This window comes from Donghicola tyrosinivorans (genome assembly GCF_003003355.1).
Lineage (GTDB): Bacteria > Pseudomonadota > Alphaproteobacteria > Rhodobacterales > Rhodobacteraceae > Donghicola > Donghicola tyrosinivorans.
Genome location: NZ_PVTQ01000012.1, coordinates 91113 through 113405, shown reverse-complemented (window position 1 = coordinate 113405; position 22293 = coordinate 91113). Strand labels below are relative to the sequence as shown.

General features: G+C 61.1%; 25 protein-coding genes. 8 read left to right on the top strand and 17 right to left on the bottom strand.

The features are described from left to right. Positions 1-31: 31 nt before the first annotated feature. Entirely contained in the window at positions 32-589 is a 558-nt protein-coding gene (locus tag CLV74_RS16090; RefSeq protein WP_106266758.1) for a hypothetical protein, read from the top strand. A gap of 62 nt (positions 590-651) precedes the next feature. Here the strand turns inward: CLV74_RS16090 and CLV74_RS16085 are convergent, their stop codons facing one another. The 17 genes from CLV74_RS16085 to CLV74_RS16005 form a co-directional block, all read right to left on the bottom strand. Continuing rightward, on the bottom strand, positions 652-858 hold the full coding sequence (locus CLV74_RS16085) for a hypothetical protein (protein WP_106266755.1): 207 nt from the start codon (positions 856-858) through the stop codon (positions 652-654). 1 nt (position 859) lies between these two features. Continuing rightward, on the bottom strand, positions 860-2011 hold the full coding sequence (locus CLV74_RS16080) for an EscU/YscU/HrcU family type III secretion system export apparatus switch protein (RefSeq protein ID WP_106266752.1): 1152 nt from the start codon (positions 2009-2011) through the stop codon (positions 860-862). After that, a complete protein-coding gene (fliR, locus tag CLV74_RS16075) occupies positions 1998-2822 on the bottom strand; it encodes a flagellar biosynthetic protein FliR (protein ID WP_106266750.1) in 825 nt (274 codons plus the stop codon). The genes CLV74_RS16080 and fliR overlap by 14 nt, the downstream gene beginning before the upstream one ends. Before the next feature lies 1 nt (position 2823). Next, positions 2824-3090 (bottom strand): flagellar biosynthesis protein FliQ, encoded by a 267-nt coding sequence (gene fliQ / locus CLV74_RS16070; protein WP_106266748.1) that lies wholly within the window; start codon positions 3088-3090, stop codon positions 2824-2826. A gap of 4 nt (positions 3091-3094) precedes the next feature. Next, positions 3095-3877: a flagellar type III secretion system pore protein FliP gene (gene fliP, locus CLV74_RS16065; protein WP_170108080.1), complete on the bottom strand. Its 783-nt coding sequence runs from the start codon at positions 3875-3877 to the stop codon at positions 3095-3097. Beyond that, on the bottom strand, positions 3874-4158 hold the full coding sequence (locus CLV74_RS16060) for a flagellar assembly protein FliO (RefSeq protein ID WP_106266746.1): 285 nt from the start codon (positions 4156-4158) through the stop codon (positions 3874-3876). The genes fliP and CLV74_RS16060 overlap by 4 nt, the downstream gene beginning before the upstream one ends. Before the next feature lie 152 nt (positions 4159-4310). Next, positions 4311-4595, bottom strand: a complete 285-nt coding sequence (gene fliN, locus CLV74_RS16055) for a flagellar motor switch protein FliN (protein WP_106266744.1) — start codon at positions 4593-4595, stop codon at positions 4311-4313. Then, positions 4592-5596, bottom strand: a complete 1005-nt coding sequence (fliM, locus tag CLV74_RS16050) for a flagellar motor switch protein FliM (RefSeq protein WP_106266742.1) — start codon at positions 5594-5596, stop codon at positions 4592-4594. Before fliM ends, fliN begins: the two co-directional genes overlap by 4 nt. Positions 5597-5613: 17 nt before the next feature. Beyond that, a complete protein-coding gene (locus CLV74_RS16045) occupies positions 5614-6210 on the bottom strand; it encodes a flagellar basal body-associated FliL family protein (protein WP_106266740.1) in 597 nt (198 codons plus the stop codon). A 10-nt stretch (positions 6211-6220) separates the two neighbouring features. After that, positions 6221-8110, bottom strand: a complete 1890-nt coding sequence (locus tag CLV74_RS16040; RefSeq protein ID WP_170108079.1) for a flagellar hook-length control protein FliK — start codon at positions 8108-8110, stop codon at positions 6221-6223. Positions 8111-8191: 81 nt separating this feature from the next. Beyond that, positions 8192-8611 carry a hypothetical protein gene (locus CLV74_RS16035; RefSeq protein WP_106266736.1) on the bottom strand — a complete coding sequence of 140 codons (420 nt, stop codon included), beginning with the start codon at positions 8609-8611 and terminating at the stop codon, positions 8192-8194. Then, positions 8608-9942 carry a FliI/YscN family ATPase gene (locus CLV74_RS16030; RefSeq protein ID WP_106266735.1) on the bottom strand — a complete coding sequence of 445 codons (1335 nt, stop codon included), beginning with the start codon at positions 9940-9942 and terminating at the stop codon, positions 8608-8610. Before CLV74_RS16030 ends, CLV74_RS16035 begins: the two co-directional genes overlap by 4 nt. Positions 9943-9955: 13 nt before the next feature. Further along, complete coding sequence (locus CLV74_RS16025; RefSeq protein ID WP_106266733.1) at positions 9956-10822, bottom strand: FliH/SctL family protein; 867 nt, start codon at positions 10820-10822, stop codon at positions 9956-9958. Next, on the bottom strand, positions 10822-11859 hold the full coding sequence (gene fliG, locus CLV74_RS16020) for a flagellar motor switch protein FliG (protein ID WP_106266731.1): 1038 nt from the start codon (positions 11857-11859) through the stop codon (positions 10822-10824). Before fliG ends, CLV74_RS16025 begins: the two co-directional genes overlap by 1 nt. After that, positions 11856-13634, bottom strand: coding sequence for a flagellar basal-body MS-ring/collar protein FliF (gene fliF, locus CLV74_RS16015; protein ID WP_106266729.1), 1779 nt, complete (start codon positions 13632-13634; stop codon positions 11856-11858). The genes fliG and fliF overlap by 4 nt, the downstream gene beginning before the upstream one ends. 39 nt (positions 13635-13673) lie before the next feature. Next, positions 13674-13997 carry a flagellar hook-basal body complex protein FliE gene (gene fliE / locus CLV74_RS16010; protein ID WP_106266727.1) on the bottom strand — a complete coding sequence of 108 codons (324 nt, stop codon included), beginning with the start codon at positions 13995-13997 and terminating at the stop codon, positions 13674-13676. A 72-nt stretch (positions 13998-14069) separates the two neighbouring features. Next, positions 14070-15197: a sigma-54 interaction domain-containing protein gene (locus CLV74_RS16005; protein ID WP_106266725.1), complete on the bottom strand. Its 1128-nt coding sequence runs from the start codon at positions 15195-15197 to the stop codon at positions 14070-14072. 378 nt (positions 15198-15575) lie between these two features. On the opposite strand from CLV74_RS16005, the gene CLV74_RS16000 reads away from it, so the two are divergent. The 7 genes from CLV74_RS16000 to CLV74_RS15970 all read left to right on the top strand — a co-directional run bounded on the left by CLV74_RS16000 (position 15576) and on the right by CLV74_RS15970 (position 22288). Then, on the top strand, positions 15576-15881 hold the full coding sequence (locus CLV74_RS16000; RefSeq protein ID WP_106266723.1) for a hypothetical protein: 306 nt from the start codon (positions 15576-15578) through the stop codon (positions 15879-15881). Between the two features lie 144 nt (positions 15882-16025). Next, positions 16026-17249 (top strand): chemotaxis protein CheA, encoded by a 1224-nt coding sequence (locus tag CLV74_RS15995; RefSeq protein ID WP_106266721.1) that lies wholly within the window; start codon positions 16026-16028, stop codon positions 17247-17249. Next, the gene (locus CLV74_RS15990) at positions 17246-18052 is read left to right on the top strand and encodes a CheR family methyltransferase (RefSeq protein ID WP_106266719.1); all 807 of its coding nucleotides are present in this window, start codon (positions 17246-17248) and stop codon (positions 18050-18052) included. The genes CLV74_RS15995 and CLV74_RS15990 overlap by 4 nt, the downstream gene beginning before the upstream one ends. Then, positions 18052-19203: a protein-glutamate methylesterase/protein-glutamine glutaminase gene (locus CLV74_RS15985; RefSeq protein ID WP_106266717.1), complete on the top strand. Its 1152-nt coding sequence runs from the start codon at positions 18052-18054 to the stop codon at positions 19201-19203. Before CLV74_RS15990 ends, CLV74_RS15985 begins: the two co-directional genes overlap by 1 nt. Beyond that, positions 19203-19733: a chemotaxis protein CheW gene (locus CLV74_RS15980; RefSeq protein WP_106266715.1), complete on the top strand. Its 531-nt coding sequence runs from the start codon at positions 19203-19205 to the stop codon at positions 19731-19733. Before CLV74_RS15985 ends, CLV74_RS15980 begins: the two co-directional genes overlap by 1 nt. 332 nt (positions 19734-20065) lie before the next feature. Then, positions 20066-21820 carry a methyl-accepting chemotaxis protein gene (locus CLV74_RS15975; RefSeq protein ID WP_170108078.1) on the top strand — a complete coding sequence of 585 codons (1755 nt, stop codon included), beginning with the start codon at positions 20066-20068 and terminating at the stop codon, positions 21818-21820. 60 nt (positions 21821-21880) lie between these two features. Further along, the gene (locus tag CLV74_RS15970; protein ID WP_106266711.1) at positions 21881-22288 is read left to right on the top strand and encodes a response regulator; all 408 of its coding nucleotides are present in this window, start codon (positions 21881-21883) and stop codon (positions 22286-22288) included. Positions 22289-22293: the final 5 nt, after the last annotated feature.

Genomic DNA, 22293 nt, shown 5'->3' with positions numbered 1-22293 from the left:
CACCCATGGCCTGCAACGGAGACCGCAACGCATGTCCCAGACTGCTCAAACACCCGTAACCTCTGAAGCATCTGCGTTTGTTTCGCTGGAAAACCTCAAGCCCTTCGCCAAGATTGTCTTCGGTGACGGGGCCCACGAAGTCGCGCGTTGCGGGGATGACACCACCTTGGCCTATCGCCCTGAAGGCACGTCGGACTGGCAATCGCTGGGGATGATCCTTGAAGATGGCTGGCCCCGTATTGGTGGCGGCATCATTCTGAGCCGCCCTGACGCGCTGGCCCGTTTCGTGCGTACTCATGTGGTGCGGATCGAGGGCAACTATGGCCCTTCGGACCCTGTGCCCTACGCGCTGGATGACCTGAGCTGGCTGGTCCGTGACACCGCCGATCCTGCCACCGTTGAAATCAAGGTCGGGGATGAGGACTGGGCGACCGTAACCATTGGCGAAATGCCGAAGGAAAAGATGAAAGACCGCGCCGTTGCAGCTCTGGTCAAAGCGCAGCCTGATCTGGAACTGGAGGTCTCGGCCGATATGATCGGCTGGGCCGAGCGTCTGGGCGCCGGTGCACAGATCCTGCCGGTGATGTAACGCCGCTTTCATAGGAATAGCGATTTACGGAACGGGCTGCCATGAGGCGGCCCGTTTTGCGTTTATTCGCCGGTCTGGAATTTTTCGATTGCGCGGGCGATCTGGTAGCGCAGGGCGGCCGCCATACAGACCGCCGAGGTCAGCCACAACCCCAGCATCCGCATCCCTTCGGCCTGCATGGCCTGATCGGCCAGCGCAAGGCTGACGCCCGCAAAACTGAGGGTCGAGATCAGCGTGCCGACCGATTGACGATGACGTTTCTTCTGCATCTTACTTCTTCTCCTCGGGGCGACCGTGTTCATCCAGTCGCAGTTCTTTCGGGATTTCCAGATCAGGCATTTCCGTGGGCATGTCGTGATCCAGACGGTAGACGTGGGCCAGAATGGCGGCGACCGCCACGTAGAGGGCCTCGGAAATCGGATGGTCCAGGGCGCTGGTAAAGAACAGCGCACGGGCCAAGGGGGGTGCCTGAATGGTGGTAACCTTTGCAGCAGCGGCCCGTTCGATGATCCGGTGGGCCAAAGCGCCCTTGCCCATGGCCAGCACGATGGGGGCGTCGTTTTCATCGGGGTTATAGCGCAGGGCAACCGCAAAGTGGGTCGGGTTGGTGATGACGGCTGTGGCGTCCGGCACCTTTTCCAGCGATTTGCGGCGGGCAGCGCCGTTCTGAGCGGCCTCCATCTGGCGGCGACGGATCGCGCCTTTGATTTCGGGGGAACCTTCGGACTGCTTCATCTCGTCCTTCATTTCTTGCCGAGACATCTTCAGGCTCTTATTCAGGCTGTAGAACTGGTAGCCCACATCTACCGAGCCGATGACCGCCAGGCCGATGGTCAGGGCGATCAGCAGCTTGATCAGCCCGCCGTTGAACGTCGAGAGGGCACCAGAGGGGGACATGGAGTACATCTCGCCCATGTTGGGCAGCATCCCCATCAGCACCCCGTAGGCCGCGCCGCCCAATAGGCCGACCTTCATCAGCGCCTTGCCCAGTTCCACTAGTGATTTCATGGACACCATGCGTTTCAGCCCCGCACCGGGGTTCAGCTTGCTGCCCTTGAACGACATCGCTTTGGTGGAGAAGTTCAGACCGCCCATGCCCGCCTGCACCACGAAGGTCAGGATCAGCATGGGAATGCCAAAGGACATGCCGATCAGGAACATGGTCCAAAGGGCCTCGCTGCTGCGGGTGACGATGATGGTCTCCAGCTGTTCGGTGGTGTCAAAGCGCAGCCACGTGGCCCAACGGCCCGCCAGCATCTGGCCCATAGCCGATGTGGTCATCACCAGAGCGATGGCCGAGATAATGCTGAAAAGGACAAAGATCTCCTTGGACGTAAGAACCTTACCGTCTTCGCGGGCCTGTTCTTTCTTTCGTTCGGATGGGTCTTCTGTCTTTTCTTGGCCGTCGTCACCCTCTGCCATTGGCCATCTCCCTCAGGGTGTCGCGCAGCAGAACAAGGGCTTCGTCCGTCAGGTGTTCGAAGGCCACTGCCAGCGCGGGCGCGTTAAAGAAAAGCAGCACCACGGTCGCGGTCAGCGTCATGGGGAAGCCGAATGAAAAGATGTTCATCTGTGGGGCCGAGCGGGTGATGACCCCGATCAGCACGTTCACCAGCAGAAGGATCGTGACGATGGGCATCATGATCTGGGTGGACATCTGGAACATCATCGCCGCCGCTTCTTGCCCGGCCGATAGGGCAGGTGCAGCTTGGAAACCGGCCCCGGCGGGGATGGTTTCATACGTTTTGATCACCAGTTCCAAGGCCACCAGATGCCCGTCGGTGGCCACAAACAGCCCCAGCAGAAACAGGCTGAAAATCTGCGAGACCACAGGCGCGTTGGTGCCCGATGCGGGGTCGATCTGCGCGGCAAAGCCAAGACCTGCGGTCGAGGCGATCCGGTCACCGGCCACACTGGCCGCGCCGAATAGGATGGTTAGCAGAAGGGCAGGGATCAGACCGATGGCGATCTCGGTCAGGACCATGCCGACGGCGCTAAGTTTCACCAGTTGCTCAACGGGGGGCATGTCAAAGTTCGAATAGACAACGATGCCCAGAAACACGCCAGTGATCACGCGGATCGGCAGCATGATATAGCGCGCGCCAAAGAACGGAGCCGCCACAATGAAGGCGCCCACGCGCAGCATGGCGAACATGAATTGCAGCGCGACCTCGACCACCTCTGTCAGAGGCAGGCCGGGAATTCCGCTAACTGTGTTCGCCAAGGGAAGCATGTCAGTGCACCGTCGAAATCGTCTCGAAGACAAAGCTGAAGTAGTCGGACATCACCCGCAGCATGAAGCCCGAGAGCAGCGCCATAGAGATCAGCACCACCGCCAGTTTCGGCACAAAGCTAAGGGTGCTTTCGTTGATCGAGGTTGCGGCCTGCAAAACCCCGATCAGCAGACCCACCGCCAGCGCGATGCCAAGGATGGGACCGGCGGTCATCAGGATGTTCCAGTAGGCGATCTTGAGGTGTTCGATATTCGCGTCGAAATCCATGGGGTTATCCTCCCATAAAGCTGCTGGCGAGCGAGCCCATCGTCAGCGCCCATCCGTCCACCAGAACGAAGAGCAGCAGCTTGAACGGCAGCGAGACCAGCATGGGTGACAGCATCATCATACCCAGCGCCATCAGGATCGAGGCGATGACCATGTCGATGACCAGAAACGGCAGGAACAGCAGGAAACCGATCTGGAAGGCGGTCTTCAGTTCCGAGGTAATATAGGCAGGCAGCAGCACCGACAGGGGCACATCCTCGGGCGAGGCATAGGGGCCTTCGCCGGACAGTTCACTGAACATCAGCAGATCGTTCTGGCGGGTGTTGCCCATCAGGTATTCGCTGACGATCTTGCTGCCCGACTCCAGCGCCGTTGTGGCGGGCATGTTGCCGTCCAGATAAGGCGAGAGCGAGGTGTCATAAAGCTCGGTCAGGACCGGCTGCATCACGAAAAAGCTCAGGAACAGGGCGACCGCGACCAACACTTGGTTCGGCGGGGTCTGCTGGGTGCCAAGGGCCTGACGCAGGATCGACAGCACGATGATGATGCGGGTAAAGGCGCTCATCCCCAGAACAATCGAGGGCAGGACCGTCAGCACGGTCATCAGCGCCAGAACTTGCAAGGTCAGCGAATAGGTGACCTCGCCATTCTCGCCGCCGGGTTGGGTGAGGCTCAGGGCGGGCAGGCCCTGAGCCTCTGCGGGCATGGCGATAGAGATCATCGCCATGGAAACGATCAAAGCGGTCCAGACCATCGGGGGCGTGCGGCGCAGGGTGCGGGCGATCATTGGGCGGTCTCCTCTTGCGCAGGGGTGCGGGCGGCAAGGGGAACGATCTGGGCCTGTCCCTTGCGGGGCAGGATCGCCAGCATGGGCTGGCCGTCGGCCTCGATCAGAACAGCGCGTTCGCCTGCGCCGATGGCGGCGGCCTCGCAGACCACCAGACGGCGGCCCTGCTTGATCTTGGACCCTATCCGGCCCTTGTTCATCTGCACCGCGACCCACGCGAGGCCCATCACGGCCAGAAAGGCCAGTGTGGTGAGGATCTGTTGTGTCTCTAGGAAATCCAACGGTCTGCTCCAGTTTCCTGCCATTTGCACAGGAAAGGGAGCAAGTTTCATGCCGACCGTGGGCGCACCTTCCTATCCGATAGGAGGTGCTGGGCGGCGCAAAGGGATGCGCCGCAATGCCGTGTGTGCGTTTTTAACCCCTTCAGCGGGGGTTAGACCGAGGCCATGCGGGTTTCGGGGTCGACAATCTCGCCAAAGCGGATGCCAAAACGTTCCCCGACCACCACGACCTCGCCGCGGGCGATGATGGTGCCGTTGACCAGAATATCCAGCGGATCACCGGCCATGCGGTCCAGTTCAATCACGCTGCCTTCGTTCAGGCGCAGAAGGTCCTGAATGGTGATCTGGGTGCGGCCCACTTCGACGGTCATGCGGACCTTGACGTTGGCCAGCATCCCCAGCTTGCCGCTGACTTCTGCGGGTACGGTGTCGCTCATGTCTGTGCTCCTTTCGGTGCAAGGTCAGTGCCCGTGGGCAATTGTTGTGTGATGTTGATGGCGGCTTTGCCAGAGACTTCCCCCAGCTCGCCCATAAAGAAGGTCTCGCCTCCGATCAGCAGGCGCGGTTTGGGCTTGAGGTTCACAGGAACCACTTTGCCTGCCGTGATGCCGCTGATCTGGCCCAGTTGCACTTCGGGCTCGTCCAGATGGGCCTCGATGGTCAGCGGAACCTCCATGACGGCGCGTTCCAGACGCTGGCGCCAGCTCAGGTCTTCGCCCATTACATCCGACTGGGTGCGCGAACGCAGCTGCGCGGCAATCGGTTTCAGGGTTTGCAGGGGATACAGGATATCCACATCCGCAGGGTCCGCATTGGGCAGCTGCACGATGAAGGAACACTTCACCACCTGATCCTGCCCGTCCAGAAAGCTGGCGAATTGCAGGTTTTCCTCGTGGCTGGGTTTGGTGAAGTTGATCTGGAACAGATCACGCCATGCCATCTCCAGCGCACGGTTCAGCCCGCCCACCACCAGTTCGATCACCCGCAGTTCGGTTGCGGTGAATTCGTTGCGCCCGCTGGGGGGCGGCTGATCAATCGAGCCGCCGTAATACACGTTCGTCAGCAGCGAGACAAAGCTGGGTTGCAGCACCACCATCTGGGTGCCGCGCAGCTCATCGATCCGGCTGATCGTCAGGCTGGAAAAGTTGTCCAATTCGTCCGTGTAATGGTCATAGCTTTTCACCTCGGGGGGAAAGCTGCTGATCCGGGGCTGCATCCGCAAAAAGGGCAGGAACACACTGCGGGCCAGACGGTTGAACCGCTCGTTCACCATGCGCAGGCCGTAGTAGTCACCCAGAGCCGAATGGTTGTCTTCGCCGAATTTATACGGTTTCGCCTGAGAACTGGCGTCGTTGGCGTCGCCATCGTTGTCCAGGTTCTTGAGGCCGTCGACCAGTGCGGCGACCTCGAAGCTGGAAAGTTTTGTTGCCTTTGCCATACCGCGCTCCGCCGATCTTACTGCAGCACGAAAGAGGGGAAGAACACGTCTTCGATCCCGCCAAAGCCTTCCAGCTGTTCAAGGCGTTCGTTCACCGCATCCCTCAGGGTCAGCGACAGCAGCGCGCGGCCATCCTTGCCAGCCACATCCTCTTCGGAAAAGCCGCTGATCACCGCAAGCATATCAGAACGCAGCGCCATTGCGTGGTTTTCTACGTTGCTGATCACCTGCTGATCATACTGGGTCGACATGCCGATACCCACCTGAAGGAACCGGCGCGAGCCGCGCAGGTTCGTGGTCAGAGGTTCGGGGAATTCGTAGTAGTTCGTCTCGAAGACCGGAGTTTCGGGGATGTCTTTCATCTTGCGCTGGGGACCGCCTTCGCCTTCCCCTTCGCCTTCTGCGCCATCACCGCCGCCTTCGCCGCCGCTGCCGTCTGTCGAGGTCCGTTCGACCAGACGCAGCACCTCTTCCGAGGGTGAAATCTGCTGGCCCGCGTAGAAAATCCCCGCGCCAAAGCCGCCGCCAAGAATGACGAGGGCGCCGACAACCATCAGGATGATCTTGACCAGACCACCTTTCTTTTTGGGAGCATCTGCGTTTGCGTCACTCATTGTTCAATTCCTATGCCTCTACGTCCACCAGTCTGTTGGGATCGCGCTGCTTTTGCGCGGTGCTGGTCTGATTCATGTCTTCGCCGTTCTGTCCGGCAATTCCGTTTGCGTTGCCGTTGCCATTGCCCTGACCGCCTTGGCCGCCAAGGTTCTTGTGTCCGGCGCTGGCGTCATGGCTTGCCAGTTCGATACCTGCTTTCGCCATCATCTCGGACAGGCGCTGCTGGTTGTCGTTGAACTGGCGCGCCGCTTCGGCGGTTTCCGTCACGATCATCACGCTGGCCTGACCGTCGCGCAGTTCCATACGCAGCTGGACGCGGCCCATGTTTTCGGGGGTCAGCTGGATCTCGATCGCTTCGCCATCGGCCAGTTGTTCAAGGCCGAAGTTCTCGACCATGGTTTCTGGCCAGTTGGCATCCTCAAGCGAAAGTTCTGCGTTCGCCAGGCTGGGGCGCTGGGTGTCACCGGTTGGCATGGTGAAGCTGTCCGGCGATTGCTGGACCTGTACCATGGGCGCGGCGGTCGGTTGGCCTTGCACGGGTTGCTGGGGCAGGCCCTTGTCTGCGATCAGGCTGGCGACGGTGTCGGTCTCGGTGTCGCCCATGATCATCTCGGGGCTCAGGGCCTGCTGCATCGGATCGACGGCGGCCATTTCCATAGCAAAGCGGGGCTCAGCGCCGGTACGCGACAACGCGGGGGCGGTCTGTTCCGCCTGAGCCGCCAGCGCGGCTTTGCCAACGACCGGAGATTTCGCGTTGGCGGCCGACTGAACGCGCGACAGGGTCGAGGCTGCCGGAGCGCCTTGGGTGCCGACCTGCAACGCTTGCGGCGCGGTGCTGGCCATGCGCTGACCTGCGGCACTGCGCAGTTGCGCGGCGGTGGTGGGCGCGCTGAGAGTGGCGTTTTGTGCCGTCTGGCCTGCGGGCGACACGGCCTGACCGGTGATCGCGGCGGCCTGCAGTTGCGCATCATCTTGTGCGACCGGTTGTGCGGTCACTTGTGCGGCATCCGGCAGGGCAACTTCCGCGTCGGGCTGCGCTTTGACCTGGTCCACGGGCTGGGCCGCGACGGTTTGTTCAGGCGCAACGTCCGATGCCTCTGCCGATTTGGCGGGCTTTTCAGATTTTGTCGCCGTTTCAACGGGTGACTTCGCCGCTTTGACGGTCTTGATGTCTTTGGCCTCTGCCTGCTTGGCGGTCTGTGTGACCTCTTCGGTCTGCGCGGTCACAGGGGCAGAGGTTGCCAGCTTTTCGCGGGTGGCTTGCGCCTTTAGGCTTTCGGGTGTGTCTGCGCTGACAGTCTCGGGCGTGGTGTCGCCTTCGGGCTGCGCCGCGATGGGGGCAGCAACAGTGGCAGCGGTCTTGATGACCTGAGCGGCCTCGGTCGGTGCATCCACCGCCGCCTCTACCGGCGCATCGCCAGTCTGCGCAACGGTTTGCGGGGTTCCCTTTACGGCGGCCTCGGTCACGACCTGCTGCACGGGTTTTGCGTCTGTTACGGCATTCACCACACCTTCGGCGTCGTGCGCAGTTTCGGCAGCTCTGATAGGCTTGTCACTTGTGGGGACCGCTGTCGCGACGGCTTCGGGCTTGGCAGTGGTCAGCCCACCCTTGGGCAAACGCGCAATGGGCGGCAGACCCAGAGCGTCGTCCTCGCCTTCATTGGTGGCACCGGCAATCTTCAAAGCAGTCTCTTTGCCTTCAGTGTCTTGCTCGGCACCCTCGCCTTCGGGCGCGACAACGATCTTCGCTCCTTCGGCCTCAGAGCCGGCGTCACCGGTGGCCTCATGGATCAGATTTCCAAAGGTCTCGCCCTTCGGAGCCGTGCCAGAGGCGGCAACGGCGGCTTTGGGGGCGTCGACCTTCAGGAAACTAGGTTCCGAGAGAGATACGGGTGTCATTGTCATCCTTTCACGCGCAATGCGTTCGAGAAAAAGCATTCATTCAAAGATGGTGTTGCAAGACCGGTGCCAAGTTTGGCGTTACTTCGGTTGAACACCCCGTTCACCCAGTCGGGCGTCTTCCTTGGCGTCGGCCTCGGCGCGGGCCTCACGGCGGGTTTCTTGGGCCTTTTCGCCGTAGATCCTGACGCGCTGTTCGGCTTTGGCCACACGCATGCGGGCCTCTTGCAACAAGGCTTCGTGCTTTTGCCGCTGCTCTTCGGTTTTCACCAATTGGGTCGCAATCGCGTTGCCGAACCACATGTTCGAGGCCAGCTGCCCCTTAGAAACCATGCCCGAGTTACCCGCGTTGCTTTCAGCCAAGAGGTTGCGCAACTGGTTGGCCTGCGCTTCGGCCGTGGCGGCCTTTTTGCTGATCTGGCCAAGTTCTTTGCTTTCCTCGCCCAAGGCCGCCTTTTCCTTGCGGACCATCAGGTCCATCAGCTTTTCCTTGCGCGTCATCCGATGCTACCTCCGGAAAGGGCCAGCACCGCTTTGCGGCTTTCGGGGAAGGGCGATTTTTCGTCCACGGGTTGCTGGATCAGGTTCTTGATGCGGGGCCAGTTGTTGACGGCCTCGTCCAGTTCGGGGTCCTGACCGGGGGTGTAGGCGCCCATCAGCATCATATCGCGGTTGTCCATGTACATGCTGACCATGCGGCGCAGCTTCAGGGCGGCGCGCTGGTGGTCTTTGTCCACGATGTCGTTCATCACACGGCTGACCGACTGGGGAATGTCGATCGCGGGATAGATGCCCATCTGCGCCTGCTTGCGCGACAGCACAAGGTGGCCGTCCAGAATGGCGCGGGCGGTGTCCACAACGGGATCGTTGGTGTCATCGCCGTCGGCCAGAATGGTGTAGAACGCGGTGATCGAGCCTTCGCCCTTCAGGCCCGGTCCGGCCCGTTCGATCAGCGTCGGGATCATCGAGACCACGGACGGTGTATAGCCCTTGGCGGTGGGCTGTTCCCCCAAGGCCAGACCGATTTCGCGGCGGGCATGGGCGCAGCGGGTCAGCGAGTCCATGATCAGCAGCACATCTTTGCCTTTGCTGCGGAAATACTCGGCAATCGCGGTGGCGCGGTTCGCCGCCCGCAAACGCAGCAGGGGCGAACGGTCGGCGGGTACTGCCACAACGCAGGTCTTATGGGCATTCTCGCCGTTCATGATGTGGCCGACGAATGCGCCAACCTCGCGGGCGCGTTCCCCGATCAGACCCACGACAACTATGTCGGCGTTGGTGTTCTTGGTCATCATCTCTATCAGGACCGACTTACCCACGCCCGAGCCTGCGATGATCCCCACGCGCTGGCCGCGGCCCACGGTGAGGGCGCTGTTGATGATGCGCACACCCACATCCAGAACGCTGTCTACGGGCTGGCGGGCCAGCGGGTTCTGCACTTTGCCCGCCAGCGGCCATTTCACGTCGCCCACGGGCACGGAGCCGTCATCCAGCGGCTGGCCTTCGGCATCGATCACGCGGCCAAGCAGGGCCTCGCCCATCATCGCGTTATGGCCGCCATCCTTGCGGGTGACTTTGGCACCGCAGACGATGCGGGCACCGGGGGTATCCAGAAACAGCATGTTGCGGCCATCGCGAAAGCCCACAACCTCGCCATGGACGCCTTCGCCGTCTTCGGTTTCCACATGGCAAATCGCGCCGGGGCTGGCAGGAAAGCCGGTGCATTCCAGAATAAGGCCGTCATAGCGCAGCACCTTGCCTGACATGGCGGGGGTGGGGGCCTTTGCCAGATCATCAAGGCCGGCGGTCAGTTGGCTGAGAAGTGCGCTCATGTTGTCCGGCTCCTTATCGGCGGGTCAGGCTGTCAGTGATCGAGATATCGGGCGTCGCCACACCCACATCGCCGCGGCGCAGGTCTTTGTCCGCGATCAAGCGGGCGTCTTGCAGCATGGGCGCTTCGTGCAGGTGGGGAGTGATGATCTCAAGGTCTTTGGGGTTCAGGCGGACGATGACGTCCGAAACGCCTGCCGCGATATTCTCGACGATGGTGTCGATACGCTTGGCAAAGCGGGCGGGGGTGCTGTCGATCTGTACGCCTGCACGGTCCGAGGCCAGCTTGCGCACGGCTTCGGTGATCTGATCGCGCAGACCGGCCATTGCGTCGGTGTCAGGGCGCATCAGGGCTTCGGCGGCTTTCAGGAAGGCTTCACGCGCTTCGGCCAGTTCTTCTTGCGCTTGGGCGTAGGCCTCGGCGTGACCTTCTGCGCGGGCGGTGGCTAGGGCGTCTTCGCTGACGGGTTCACCTTCTCCTTCGGTTTCGGGGGCGGTCAGGCGGCCTTTGGCCTCGCCTTCAATCAGGCCGGACTGATAGCCCTCAGCCCATGCCTCTTTGCGGATCGCCTCCACGTCAACCGACGATGCCTTGGGCTGTGCGTCCTGCACCAGCGGCGAGCCTGCATCCGCGCCAAGTGCGGGACGGGCGCGGGGGCTAAGCTCTACGCGGTCCTCGGGGACCTCTAGCGCGGGCAGTTCCTGTGCGGCGACCGAAGTAAAGCCACGGGGCTGGAAGTCGCGGGTTTCATCCGAGGGGCGGGCAGGCACGGGGCTGCGGCCCACAAAACCGGTTTCGTCGGCCTCGCGGATCAGGCGCATGATGTCTGCGTGATCCAGTGCGCGGCTGAGGGTGTCGTTGTTGCGTGCGCTTTGTGCCATTAGACCATCTCCTCACCACCGCGACCGGCAAGGGTAATCGTTCCTGCATCGGCAAGACGACGGGCCACGGCGACAATCTGTTTCTGGGCTTCCTGAACTGCGGTGAGGCGAACGGGGCCCATGGCCTCCATTTCGTCCTCGATGTTGGCGGCGGCGCGGCTGGACATACAACCCAGCAGCTTGCGCAGCAGCTGGTCGTCCGCCCCTTTGAGCGCCAGAGTAAGAACTTCGGGTTCGATTTCGCGCAGCAGGGTCTGCAGGGCGCGGTCTTCCGACTGGATAAGGTTGTCGAAGACGAACATGTTGTCCTGCAGGTTCTCCATGAGGTCTTTGTCTTCGCCCTTGATGGCCTTCATGATGCGCTGTTCCATGTCCTGCTTGGTAAAGTTCATGATGCGCGCCGCCGAGCGGATGCCGCCAATCTGGCTTGCCCGCAGGGTGGTGTTGGCCTTGAACTTGCGCTGCATGACCTTTTCCAGATCCTTCAGGGCGTCCGGCTGGACATTGGTCAGGGTCGCGATGCGGAAGATCACATCGGGCTGGGTGGATTCGGGCAAAAGGCGCAGCACCTCGGCGGCCAGTTGCGTGTCGATTGAGGCCACAACCAGCGCCATGATCTGCGGGTGTTCGTCCATGATCAGCTCGCAAATCGCTTTGGCGTCCATCCAGTCGAAGATCTCGATGGGATGCTCGGCGCTGGAGGGGGTGATGCGCGACAGAACCGACTGTGCCTTGTCCGGACCCAGAGCGTCATTCAGGACGGTACGCACATAGTTGCCCGCGCCGATGCCCAGATTGGTCTGCTGGCTTAACTCTTCCAGAAACTGGTCCACCACGGCGGCGATGGTTTCGTGGCTGATGCGGCGGACACCGTACATGGCGGCGCCAAGATCCTGCACCTGACCGGGGTTCAGTTCCTTCAGGACGCTGGAGGCGGCAGTTTCACCGAACAGCATCATCAGGATCGCGGCCTTCTGGGTGCCGTCGAGACCGGCGAGTTGGGTGTTTTCTTCACCTACGGGAACCAGGGCGTTCATGGGGTGACCTCCTTGTCACGCTCGATCATCAGTTCGAACACAGCTGCCACGCGGGCGCTTTCCACTTCGGCCAGATGGCGCAGCAGAGCGACCTTCTCTTCATAGGTGACAGCTTCATTCTTGAGCATTTCCACTTCGGGGCCGACGGGCAAAGCGGTGCCCTTGCCTCTGCCTTTTGCGGGTCGTCCGCCTTCGCCACCTGCGCTGCCACCGGCCATTTCGGGGGCGTCCTGACCTTCCAGGCGGGCGCGCAGGGTGGACAGGGTGTCGCCTTCGCCGACCTCTACGGTTTCGGCCAGTGCGGGGCTCAGGCCATAGTCCATGGGCTTGGGCAGCAGGCGGGACAGCAGCGGGCGGATAATCCCGAGGATGACGATCGCCAGTGCCACCAGCTGGGCCAGGATGCGGCCAACGGTCGGCAGCCAGTCGGCTTTGTACCAAGGGGCCTCGTAGACATCGAAGGTGTCGATGAAGGGGCTGGAGGAAACGGTGATGGTATCGCCGCGATCATCGCTGAAACCGATGGCGGTGCGGGCCAGTGCCTCGATCTCGCGCAGGACGGCTTCGGGCAGCATTGCGGGTTCGGTGGGATCGGCGCTGGTGGGCGCGCGCAGCAGGATGGCTGCGTTCACGCGGGTGATCTTGCTGCTGGGCGGCTGGATGGTTTCAACGCGGCGGCTGACTTCGTAGTTGCGGGTCGAGGACGACGAGGTGTTGGTCACGTCACCCGCGTTCAGACGGCCTTCGCCCGGCTGGTTGGCGGCCAGATCAGCTTCGGCAGGAGGCGTGTTCGAGATCGCACCGGGGATGCCGCCCGCTTTGCCGCTTTTGCTTTCCTCGTTCATCTTCTGCTCAGAGCGCAGAGCGGTCTGGTTCGGGCTGAACTGTTCGTTCATCACTTCGGAACGGGTGAAATCCATGTCCAGCGTGACCTGAACGGCTGCGTTGCCGAGGCCGACGATGGGGGTGATCAGGGCTTCGATACGGTTGCGATAAAGCTCTTCCATCTCGATGCGCTGGCGCGACTGCTGGTCGCTCATCTGGGTGATGGCGTCATCGCTGCCGTTGGTCAGAAGACGGCCGGTCTGGTCCACAACAGACACGTTCGCCCGCGGCATGCCGGGGATCGAGGTGCTGACAAGGCTGACGATGGCTTCGACCTGACTTTGGCCCAGTGTGTTGCCGGGGGCCACTTGCAGGAACACCGACGCGCGGGGCGGCTGGGTGTCGCGCACAAAGGCGGTGCGTTCGGGCAGGGCCAGATGCACGCGGGCCTGAGTGATGACTTTGATCTCGGAAATCGAGCGGGCCAGATCCAGCTCGTGCATGCGGCGCAGACGGGCGCTTTCGACACTGCGGCTGGTGCCCATGGGCATATCGGTGATGGTGGACAGGCCATCGGGGGTGCCTGCGGGCAGGCCTTCGGCGGCCAGCGCCATGCGGGCTTTGTGGAAGTCGGCCTTGATCACCTGAAGCTGGCCGGTTTCGGGGTCCAGCTGCGCGGTGATGCCTTGGCCGGTCAGCAGCTCCAGCGCCGAGGCCTTTTCGTTTTCAGGCAGGCCGGTGTTGAGGTTCACCATGCCCGGTGTGGACAGGAACATATAGATCATCAGACCCAGCACAGCGGCCGAGACCAGCACGATCGCCGGCATCGCCCGACGTACGCCCGGCTGGTCGGTGACACCACGGGTCCATTCAAATGCGTTCTGGCCTTTGGCCATCAGCGAATTTGCCTGTCCACCTGCGAGCACCGGAGCTGTCGATGTGTCCACCATGTTCTGTCCCTAGCGTCTAACTCGTGTTCAACCGGTCAATCAGACCGGCATATTCATGATATCGCGGTAGGCGTTCAGCGCCTTGTTGCGAACCTGAAGGGTCATCTGGAACCCGAGGCTGGCGACCTGTTGTTCGATCATCACCGATGCGATGTCGTCGGTCTTGCCGGTCTCGTAATCCTTTGCGGATTGCGCCGCGTTGCTTTGTGCGTTGGCCACGTTGTCGAGTGCGTCATTCACTCGCTGACCAAAGCTGGGGCCTTCTGCGCCCGAGGGTTTGAGGGTCTCGGTGGGTTTGGACGCCCCCGATACCGAACCGAGCGGCAGTGCGCCGAACACCGAAGTGGGGCCATTGATGCTCATTTGGTTTTGATCCTCTTAGCTTTACTGCTCGTCATTGTCGTTGTTGCCTGCGGTAGAAGTGGCCGTGCTGTCTTATGCAGCTTGGGCCATCGAGGTGTGGGGCAGCAGCCCCGGTTTGCCGTTCAGCATGATGTCTGCGGCGGTGATCTGTTTGCCGTCATGCAAGACCAGTGCCCGTTGGATCACGTTTTCCAATTCACGCACGTTGCCGGGCCAGTTGTGGGCCATCAGCACGTCGCAAGCCTCTTCGGTCAGGACGGGCAGGGCCTCGCCGCAGTGACGGCGCAGCAGGGCCGATGCCAGTGCGGGAATGTCCTCGGCGCGCTCGGCCAGTTTCTGGGTGGCCAGGGGGAAAACGTTCAGGCGGTAGTACAGGTCTTCGCGGAAGGTGCCCTCGGCGACGGCTTCGGCCATGTCGCGGTTCGAGGTGGCAATCACGCGGATATCCACGGCGCATTCATTCTGCGAACCCAGCGGAGTGACTTTCTTTTCCTGCAGCACGCGCAGCAGCTTGGCTTGCAGACCCAGCGGCATTTCCGAGATTTCGTCCAGCAGCAGGGTGCCGCCGTCTGCGGCGCGCACGATGCCTTTGTTGGCGGTCGATGCGCCAGTGAACGAGCCCTTCTCGTAGCCGAACAGGATTGCTTCCAGCATGTTTTCGGGGATGGCGGCGCAGTTGATAGCGACGAAGGGCGCATCGGCGCGGCGCGAATGATCATGGACGGTGCGGGCCAGAACCTCTTTGCCGCTGCCGGTCGGGCCGTTGATGAAGACGGTCACATCGGTGCGGGCCACGCGGGCGGTCATGTCGATCAGGGCGCCGGTCTGTGCGTCAGCGGCAACCATGCCACCGAAGGGCGCAGCGATCAGGTCCGACAGCATCAGAAGAGGACCGTTGCGCAGCGCATCCGCGGAACCGGCGGGCAGGCCGAAGCGAACCATGCGACCACCCAGCTCTTCGGTGATGGTCAGTTCGGTTGCGGCCTCATCCACGATGATGACGCGCTTGGCGCCAGCAACCTTGGCCTTTTCCACCACACCGCGCTGGCCACCCAGAGCGGCTTCGGCTGCGGCGCTGCATACAAAGGTAAGGGCTTTGCCATCGGTGGCGCATTCTACTTGTGCCCGGCGGCGCGAGAGCAGATCGGTCAGACCTGCGGCTGCGGTAAATTCGGTCGGGATAATCAGAATATCGGTCATGGCGTCCTCGCATAGCTGTCGAGGTTTTAAGAGGCAGGAGTCGTGCCAAATCGCATGTGGTCGAAAATTTTTTTCACAAAGACCCTAAAATAAGGCTCAAGCCAGCCGATGAATGAACCGATAGGGGCGAAAGGCGTGTCATTGCGCTGACTCTGACAGGGAAAAGCCGTCAGTTGACGGGATTCCGACACCCCCTTTGCCTTTCCTGCACACCGATAGACTCCCTATGGCTAGGCTGTTGGACGTAGGTAGGTAGGGCAACCCACCCCTAAGTGTGCCGAATGGATAGGGCGACCGAGTCCAAAAGAGGTATGAAACAAAATTCAACGGGGCCGTTTAGCTTTTCAGACGTCGAAATGAACAAGCGTAGGCCCAACCATGTTGTCCAAAACATACCATCTGAAGTTTCCAAGTCTGGATGCGGCGCAAATCGCGGCTCCTTTTGTGACCGAGTCCATCGGGAATGCCATCCCCGAGTGCAACATGTCCGGTCTCACTGTCCTGATCAGTAAAGAGGGCGACATTTCCGTAAATGTCTTTTTTCCCTCGGCGGCCGATCTGAAAACCTTCGAAAAGAACCACGGCGGCTTTGTGGATGCGATGAAATCCACATTCCTCTTCCGCTCAACGGGGTTCGACGGGGTCTGCATCTTTAACTTCGACGCAAGTACCGACGCAGCCTGACGAATTTTTCCAGACTCGGCACGGGGTTTGCATTGGCATCCCGGGACTGAATGAAAAGCCATGAGGCTGTCGGAAAACCGTTGTCTGACAACGTGATGCACGGCGGCTTTGAGAACGAAGCGATAGGCAAGGAAAGGCACGCGCATGAGCGCTAATCCTGAAGCCACAACTGAAAAATCAAGCGGTGGCGCACTACTCCGTGTGTCCTCTGACAAGATTGGTCGTTTGATGGACCTTGTCGGTGAGCTTTCGCTCAGCGTGTCGGAAACCGTGAACTCGCCAGATCTTGAGGGCCTTGATCTGGTCGGGTTCGATGCCGCCGCGCACCGTTTGTCCATGATCGTCCGCGAAGTGCAGGACGCCGCCACCGAATTGCGACTGGTTCCCGTCGGCGAGGTCTTCCGACGCCTGAAACGCATGGTCCGCGAGCTTGAGCGTGAAACCAAAAAAAATATTGATCTGATTATCGAGGGCGATGACACCGCCATCGACAAGCTTGTTGCTGACAAGCTCTATGATCCGCTGCTGCACGTTGTCCGTAACTCGGCCGACCACGGTCTGGAAACTCCGGAAGAGCGCGCGCAGACCTCTAAGAAGAAAGCAGGCACCATCAAACTGACCGCCGCGCAGGTGGGCAGCGAAGTGCGCATTCAGGTAATCGACGACGGTCGCGGTCTGAACCGTGAAAAGATCCTGAAGATCGCCCGCAAGCGTGGCTTTTTCGGCGAAACCGAAGAGCCCGAACCCGAGCGTCTTTGGAAATGTATCTTCGAGCCCGGCTTCTCGACCGCTGAAAAGGTCTCGACCCTGTCGGGTCGAGGCGTGGGCATGGACGTTCTGAACACCACTATGAGCGAACTGCGCGGCCGTATTGCCGTGGACAGCGAAGAAGGCTCTGGCACCACGGTATCGCTGCATATTCCGGTGTCGCTGGCCTTCCTTGACAGCATCCTGCTGCGTCTTGGCAAGCATCTGTTCACGGTGCCGGTCGAAGATATCTCCGAGATCGTCAAACCCGGTCCCAGCGACATCGTGGGTGTCTCTGCCCGTCGCGGCAAGGAAAAGGGCTCGGACATGTTGCGCCTTCGCGGCGCCCATATCCCGATCCTGCGCCTTGAGAAATTCTACAACAGCAAAGTCACCGACATGACTCCGCTGTCGGAGATGGTCTGCATCGTCTTCAACACCTCGCGCGGGACCATCGCGGTGCCTGTGGATGAGGTGATGGATCGTCAGCAAGTGGTGATGAAGCCGCTGGTCGGAAGCCTTGCCAAGGTGCGTGCCAGCTGGGGTTGCGCCCTGTTGCCGTCGGGCGAAGTCGCAATCGTTCTGGATTGCGAACGCCTTGCTTCGGGGGACGAGAAATGAGCTTCCCCGACCACGCTGGATACGAACAGATCCGCTCTTGGCTGAGCGAACGTTGCGGCATCAACTTTGCCGACAACAAGCAGGATCTGTTGCGTCAGCGTCTGTCGCGTGTGACGCGGCGGTTTGACTATGGCGATCTGAACGGCTTGGCGCACGACCTGCTGCACAATCCGCCCCAAGAGGTCGAACTGGCCGTCATGAGCGCGGCCTCGACCAACCACACCTATTTCTTCCGCGAGCCGGAAGTTCTGGACAATTTCCGCACGATGATCCTTCCCGAGATCGCCGAGCGCGCCGAGATGCGCGTCTGGAGTGCGGCGGCCTCGACCGGTGACGAAGCCTATACCGTTGCTATTCTGGTGGCCGAAACTCTGGGTCGTCAGGCGCTGAAGAAGCTCAAGATTCTGGGCACCGATATTAGCGCGCCCGTCGTGGCCCGCGCCGAGATGGGGGTCTTCCCCCACCGCCAGTTCGCACAGACGGACCCGTCGATCCTGTCGCGCTACTTCGAGCCTGCGGGCATGGAGCAATACCGCGTTAAGGAAGAGATCCGCGATGCCTGTACGTTCCGCCGGATGAACCTGAAGGCGCGGCCCTATCCGTTCATTCACCCGTTCCAGGTCGTGTTCTGCCGGAACATTCTGTACTACTTCGACCGCGCCGATCAGATCGGCACGCTGGAAGCGATCTATGACGCGACCGAACCCGGTGGCTGGCTGATCACCTCTGTCACGGAATCGATCCGTGATCTGGGATCGCGCTGGGAGCCTGTGGTGGCTGGTATCTACCGGAGGCCTGCATAATGGTTTCCACCCCTATCCGCGTGTTGATCATCGATGACTCGGCCATGTTCCGGCGCCTGCTGGCACTGGGCATCAAGAGCGATCCCGAATTCGAGCTGGTCGGCGCTGCCGCGAATGCCGAACAGGCCCGCCAGTTCATCCGCATCCGTCGTCCTGACGTGATTTCGCTGGATCTTGAGATGCCCCAGATGGACGGTCTGACCTTCCTGAAGGAAGAAATCTCGAAAGACCCCATTCCGACGGTTGTCGTCTCGTCGACGACGGCCTCCGGTATCCGCGTGACCATCGATGCCTTGCAGGCCGGTGCCGTGGACGTGCTGCCCAAGCCGCGGATGACCGCTGGCGATGACATGCTGACCGCCACCAGCCAGATCCGGATGCGCCTGAAGGCGGCCCGTGCGGCCCATGTGCGCAATGAGCGGCCCCGCGCCGATCGTCGGCCGGCCGCCACGACTGCAGCCGCCCCTGCGCCTATGCCGCGCGCGGCGGTGCCGTCGGTCGCCAGCAACCCCGAATACGGGCGCTGGTTGTTCGCAATCGGTGCTTCGACGGGCGGTGTGCAGGCACTTGGCACGCTGATTGAACAGCTACCTGCAGATGCGCCGGGCACAGTGATTGTCCAGCACATGCCCTCGGGCTTTACGAATGCGTTCGCGCGCCGTTTGAACGAGCAGTGTGCGATCGAAGTTCGTGAGGCGCAGCACGGTGATGTGATCAAGCAGGGGGTGGTTCTGCTGGCCCCCGGCGGCGACCGCCACATGGTGTTGCAGCCGATGCCTGGCGGGCACCGCGTGGTTCTGCACGAAGGCGCACCGGTTTGTTATTCGCGGCCTGCGGTCGATGTTTTGTTTGCCTCGGTTGCCAACTACGCGGCCCCCCGCGTGACGGCTGCGCTGTTGACCGGAATGGGCCGGGACGGCGCACAGGGTCTGAACATGATCCGCCGCGTGGGCGGTCGGACCTTTGCTCAGGACGAGGCTAGCTCGGTGGTGTTCGGTATGCCCGCGGCAGCCTGGGAAATAGGCGGAGCCGAGGGTTTGGTCCCCATCCATAAAATGGCGCAGACGATGCTTGATTCAGTCGGCTCACCCCCTGCGCCCCTACAAGAAACAAACGTTTTTTCCACACCTCTCAGGAAAGGAACCTACTAATGGATCAACAGACCACACAACAGATCGCGGACGCCAAGCGCGCTGCCGAAGAAGGCGGCGTCGCGGGTGCGGACAGCATCGACAGCATGTACCTGACCTTCGCGGTCGGTTCTGAGGATTACGGTCTGACCATCGGCATGGTCACCGAGATCGTCGGCATGCAGCGCATTATGGTCGTTCCCGATGTTCCCGATTACATCAAGGGTGTGATCAACCTTCGTGGTAAGGTGATCCCGCTGATGGACGTGCGCCTGCGCTTTAACATGGCCGAGCGCCCCTATGACGACCGTACCGTTGTTATCGTGCTTGAGGTCAACGATGCCCCCATGGGCCTGATCGTCGACCGTGTTCGCGAAGTGATCGACATCCCCGATGCCAACATCGACAGCGCCCATAACTTTGGCGGCGCGGACAGCCGCAGCGTTGTCAGCGGCCTTGGCCGCATCGAAGAGCGCGTGGTCATCCTGCTGGATGTACCGGTTCTGGTGTCCGACATGGACGTGATCGCGCCTCAGGCGCTCCGGAACTAACCCATGATGTGCCCGGACACATATCTGCGTCGCGCAGGCCGGATCGCCCTTCTGGGGCTGATCTCTGCGCTGACGGCGATGAGAGAGGCTTTGCCTGAACCAGCGCCTGCGCGCGCGGTGTGTCGTCCGGTCCCCAAACGCACTGACGACTTTCTAGTACCGCTGCGCGCCAAGGGAGGACGACGATGACAGAAGAGACCCCTAAGCCGGCAGCGAGCCCGCGCCGGCAACCCCGAAAACCCAAGGCCGCACCTGCTCCCCAAGCCAGCGGTGAAAACGAAGTTTCAGTTCCCGGTATCGAAGACACCGGCGTTACCAAAAGGACCGAAGAGATGACCAATATGCAACCATCCACCCCCCAGATGCCCGAATGGCAAAAGTTGGTGGAAACCGGCGCGCTCGACATCATGAAGACGGCGGTTGTGATCACGGACGTTGACCATAACGTGGTTTATGCGAACGATGCCTGCGTCGATGCGCTGACCAATTATGAAAGCGTCATCGCTTCGCGGATCCCTGGTTTCAGCGCGGCTAATTTCGTCGGCGGCAACATCGATGATTTCCACGTCAACCCCGCGCACCAGCGCAAGACGATTGCCAAAATGAAATCGACGATGGTGATCCCCGTGCGCATGGATGGCATGGCACTGGATCTGAGCCTGACGCCTTTCTTCGATGATGCGGGCAAATACACCCACGCGGTGGGCGAATTGCAGGATGTGACCAACGCGGTCGCCCGCGAAGAGCAGTTCCGGGTCTTCATCAATGAGATGAACAACATGGCGATGGCCCATGAGGCTGGCGACATCGATGTAGAGATTGACTACACCAAACTCAGTATTGGTCCGCTTCAGGATGCCTGCATGATGGTCAACGAAATGGTGAAAGCGCATATCGAGACCAAGAAAATGGTTCTTGAGGTGTTCAACCAGTTCGCACAGGGCAACTTTGACGCTGATATCCCGCGTCTGCCACGTAAGAAGGTGTTCCTGAACGACATCGTTGACCGTTCGCGTGCAAACTTCCGCGCCCTGACCGATGAGGTCAGCAAGATGTCGGACGCAATCGTGACCGGTAATCTGGACGTGAAAATCGACACCAGCCAGTTCGGTGGCGAATACGGCCGCATCGTCGAGAACTTTGATCGTGCGCTGGAAAGCCTGAACAGCATCTTCAGCATGTTCAACGAGCAGGTCGAGCAGGTCTCGTCCACCTCGGGTCAGATGAACGACGCCTCGCAGAAGCTGGCCACCAACAGCCAGATTGCCTCCAGCTCGGTGGATGAGGTTTCGGCCTCGGTCGAGGAAACCGATGCGCAGGTCCGTGCCAATGCGGCCAGCGCGCAGGATGCCTCGAAACTGGTACAGGCCGCGGCGCAGGTTGCCGATATGGGCAACCAGAAGATCAGCCAGATGGTCGACGCGATGGAAGGCATCAGCACCTCTTCGCAAGACATCGCAAAGATCATCAAGGTCATCGACGAAATCGCCTTCCAGACCAACCTGCTGGCGCTGAATGCCGCTGTGGAAGCGGCCCGCGCAGGTCAGCATGGCCGCGGCTTCGCGGTGGTGGCTCAGGAAGTTCGCAACCTTGCAGGCCGTTCGGCCAAAGCAGCGCGCGAGACCTCGGATCTGATCGAAAGCTCGGCAAGCCGCGTGACCTCGGGTGTGCGGATCGCAAGCGAAACCAGCGAGGCCTTCAGCCAGATCGCCGGTGATATCCAGAAGGTCCGTGACATCGTATCTGAGATTGACCGCGCATCGGGCGAACAGTCCCGCGGTGTGGCCCAGATCAACGATGCCATCGGCGAGATCGCCAAAGCCGCGCTGGCCACCAGCCAGCAGGCAGAAGAACTGGCCGCAACTTCGGCACAGATGACCTCTGCGACGACCCAGATGCGCAACGAAATCGGCCGCTTCAAACTGCGCGCCAGCACTGCTGCCATGAACGGCATGCCCGATCTGACCAACCTCTCGCCCGAGATGCTGGCTCAGATCAACAAGATGATGGCTGGCAAAGCGCCCGCCACCGCCGGTGCCGGACGCGGAAATTCCGACCGCGACGAACGTGGCTTCGGCAACTTCTAAGACAAGCGCCGTCGCGCTGGATCAGACGCGGCGGCACCTTAAACCTGGAGAGAACATAAAATGGCATACAAGGTAATGATCGTAGACGACGCCGCAATGATGCGCCTCTACATCTCGAGCTTCCTTAAGACACTGCCTGACTTCAAAATGGTAGCACAGGCTGCCAACGGGCAGGACGCACTGGATAAACTGGCCGATCTGGAGGATCTGGACCTGATCCTGCTGGACATCGAAATGCCGGTGATGGACGGGCTGGAGTTCCTGCGCCACGCCAAGCTGAAAACCCGCGCCAAGATCTGCATGCTGTCCTCGGTGACCGTATCGGGATCGCCTCTGGCTGCAAAGGCCCGCGAACTGGGCGCCGACGGCGTTGTCACCAAACCCTCGGGCACTGTGTCCCACGACCTGGAAGAACGCGTCGGCGATGAACTGCGCCGCGTGATGCGCTCGCTGGTGGAAGCGGCCTAACGCCG

What these genes read in the sequence shown, in the direction of transcription:
- CLV74_RS15985 (WP_106266717.1), top strand. Translation starts at nt 18,052, where the DNA reads ATGGTTTCCACCCCTATCCGCGTGTTGATCATCGATGACTCGGCCATG.
- CLV74_RS16040 (WP_170108079.1), bottom strand. Translation starts at nt 8,110, where the DNA reads ATGACACCCGTATCTCTCTCGGAACCTAGTTTCCTGAAGGTCGACGCC.
- CLV74_RS16030 (WP_106266735.1), bottom strand. Translation starts at nt 9,942, where the DNA reads ATGAGCGCACTTCTCAGCCAACTGACCGCCGGCCTTGATGATCTGGCA.
- CLV74_RS16035 (WP_106266736.1), bottom strand. Translation starts at nt 8,611, where the DNA reads ATGACGCGCAAGGAAAAGCTGATGGACCTGATGGTCCGCAAGGAAAAG.
- CLV74_RS16090 (WP_106266758.1), top strand. Translation starts at nt 32, where the DNA reads ATGTCCCAGACTGCTCAAACACCCGTAACCTCTGAAGCATCTGCGTTT.
- CLV74_RS15980 (WP_106266715.1), top strand. Translation starts at nt 19,203, where the DNA reads ATGGATCAACAGACCACACAACAGATCGCGGACGCCAAGCGCGCTGCC.
- fliR (WP_106266750.1), bottom strand. Translation starts at nt 2,822, where the DNA reads ATGCTTCCCTTGGCGAACACAGTTAGCGGAATTCCCGGCCTGCCTCTG.
- fliM (WP_106266742.1), bottom strand. Translation starts at nt 5,596, where the DNA reads ATGGCAAAGGCAACAAAACTTTCCAGCTTCGAGGTCGCCGCACTGGTC.
- fliE (WP_106266727.1), bottom strand. Translation starts at nt 13,997, where the DNA reads ATGAGCATCAATGGCCCCACTTCGGTGTTCGGCGCACTGCCGCTCGGT.
- fliF (WP_106266729.1), bottom strand. Translation starts at nt 13,634, where the DNA reads ATGGTGGACACATCGACAGCTCCGGTGCTCGCAGGTGGACAGGCAAAT.
- CLV74_RS16025 (WP_106266733.1), bottom strand. Translation starts at nt 10,822, where the DNA reads ATGGCACAAAGCGCACGCAACAACGACACCCTCAGCCGCGCACTGGAT.
- CLV74_RS16045 (WP_106266740.1), bottom strand. Translation starts at nt 6,210, where the DNA reads ATGAGTGACGCAAACGCAGATGCTCCCAAAAAGAAAGGTGGTCTGGTC.
- CLV74_RS15995 (WP_106266721.1), top strand. Translation starts at nt 16,026, where the DNA reads ATGAGCGCTAATCCTGAAGCCACAACTGAAAAATCAAGCGGTGGCGCA.
- fliQ (WP_106266748.1), bottom strand. Translation starts at nt 3,090, where the DNA reads ATGGATTTCGACGCGAATATCGAACACCTCAAGATCGCCTACTGGAAC.
- fliG (WP_106266731.1), bottom strand. Translation starts at nt 11,859, where the DNA reads ATGAACGCCCTGGTTCCCGTAGGTGAAGAAAACACCCAACTCGCCGGT.
- CLV74_RS15970 (WP_106266711.1), top strand. Translation starts at nt 21,881, where the DNA reads ATGGCATACAAGGTAATGATCGTAGACGACGCCGCAATGATGCGCCTC.
- fliN (WP_106266744.1), bottom strand. Translation starts at nt 4,595, where the DNA reads ATGAGCGACACCGTACCCGCAGAAGTCAGCGGCAAGCTGGGGATGCTG.
- CLV74_RS16000 (WP_106266723.1), top strand. Translation starts at nt 15,576, where the DNA reads ATGTTGTCCAAAACATACCATCTGAAGTTTCCAAGTCTGGATGCGGCG.
- fliP (WP_170108080.1), bottom strand. Translation starts at nt 3,877, where the DNA reads ATGATCGCCCGCACCCTGCGCCGCACGCCCCCGATGGTCTGGACCGCT.
- CLV74_RS16085 (WP_106266755.1), bottom strand. Translation starts at nt 858, where the DNA reads ATGCAGAAGAAACGTCATCGTCAATCGGTCGGCACGCTGATCTCGACC.
- CLV74_RS15990 (WP_106266719.1), top strand. Translation starts at nt 17,246, where the DNA reads ATGAGCTTCCCCGACCACGCTGGATACGAACAGATCCGCTCTTGGCTG.
- CLV74_RS15975 (WP_170108078.1), top strand. Translation starts at nt 20,066, where the DNA reads ATGACCAATATGCAACCATCCACCCCCCAGATGCCCGAATGGCAAAAG.
- CLV74_RS16005 (WP_106266725.1), bottom strand. Translation starts at nt 15,197, where the DNA reads ATGACCGATATTCTGATTATCCCGACCGAATTTACCGCAGCCGCAGGT.
- CLV74_RS16080 (WP_106266752.1), bottom strand. Translation starts at nt 2,011, where the DNA reads ATGGCAGAGGGTGACGACGGCCAAGAAAAGACAGAAGACCCATCCGAA.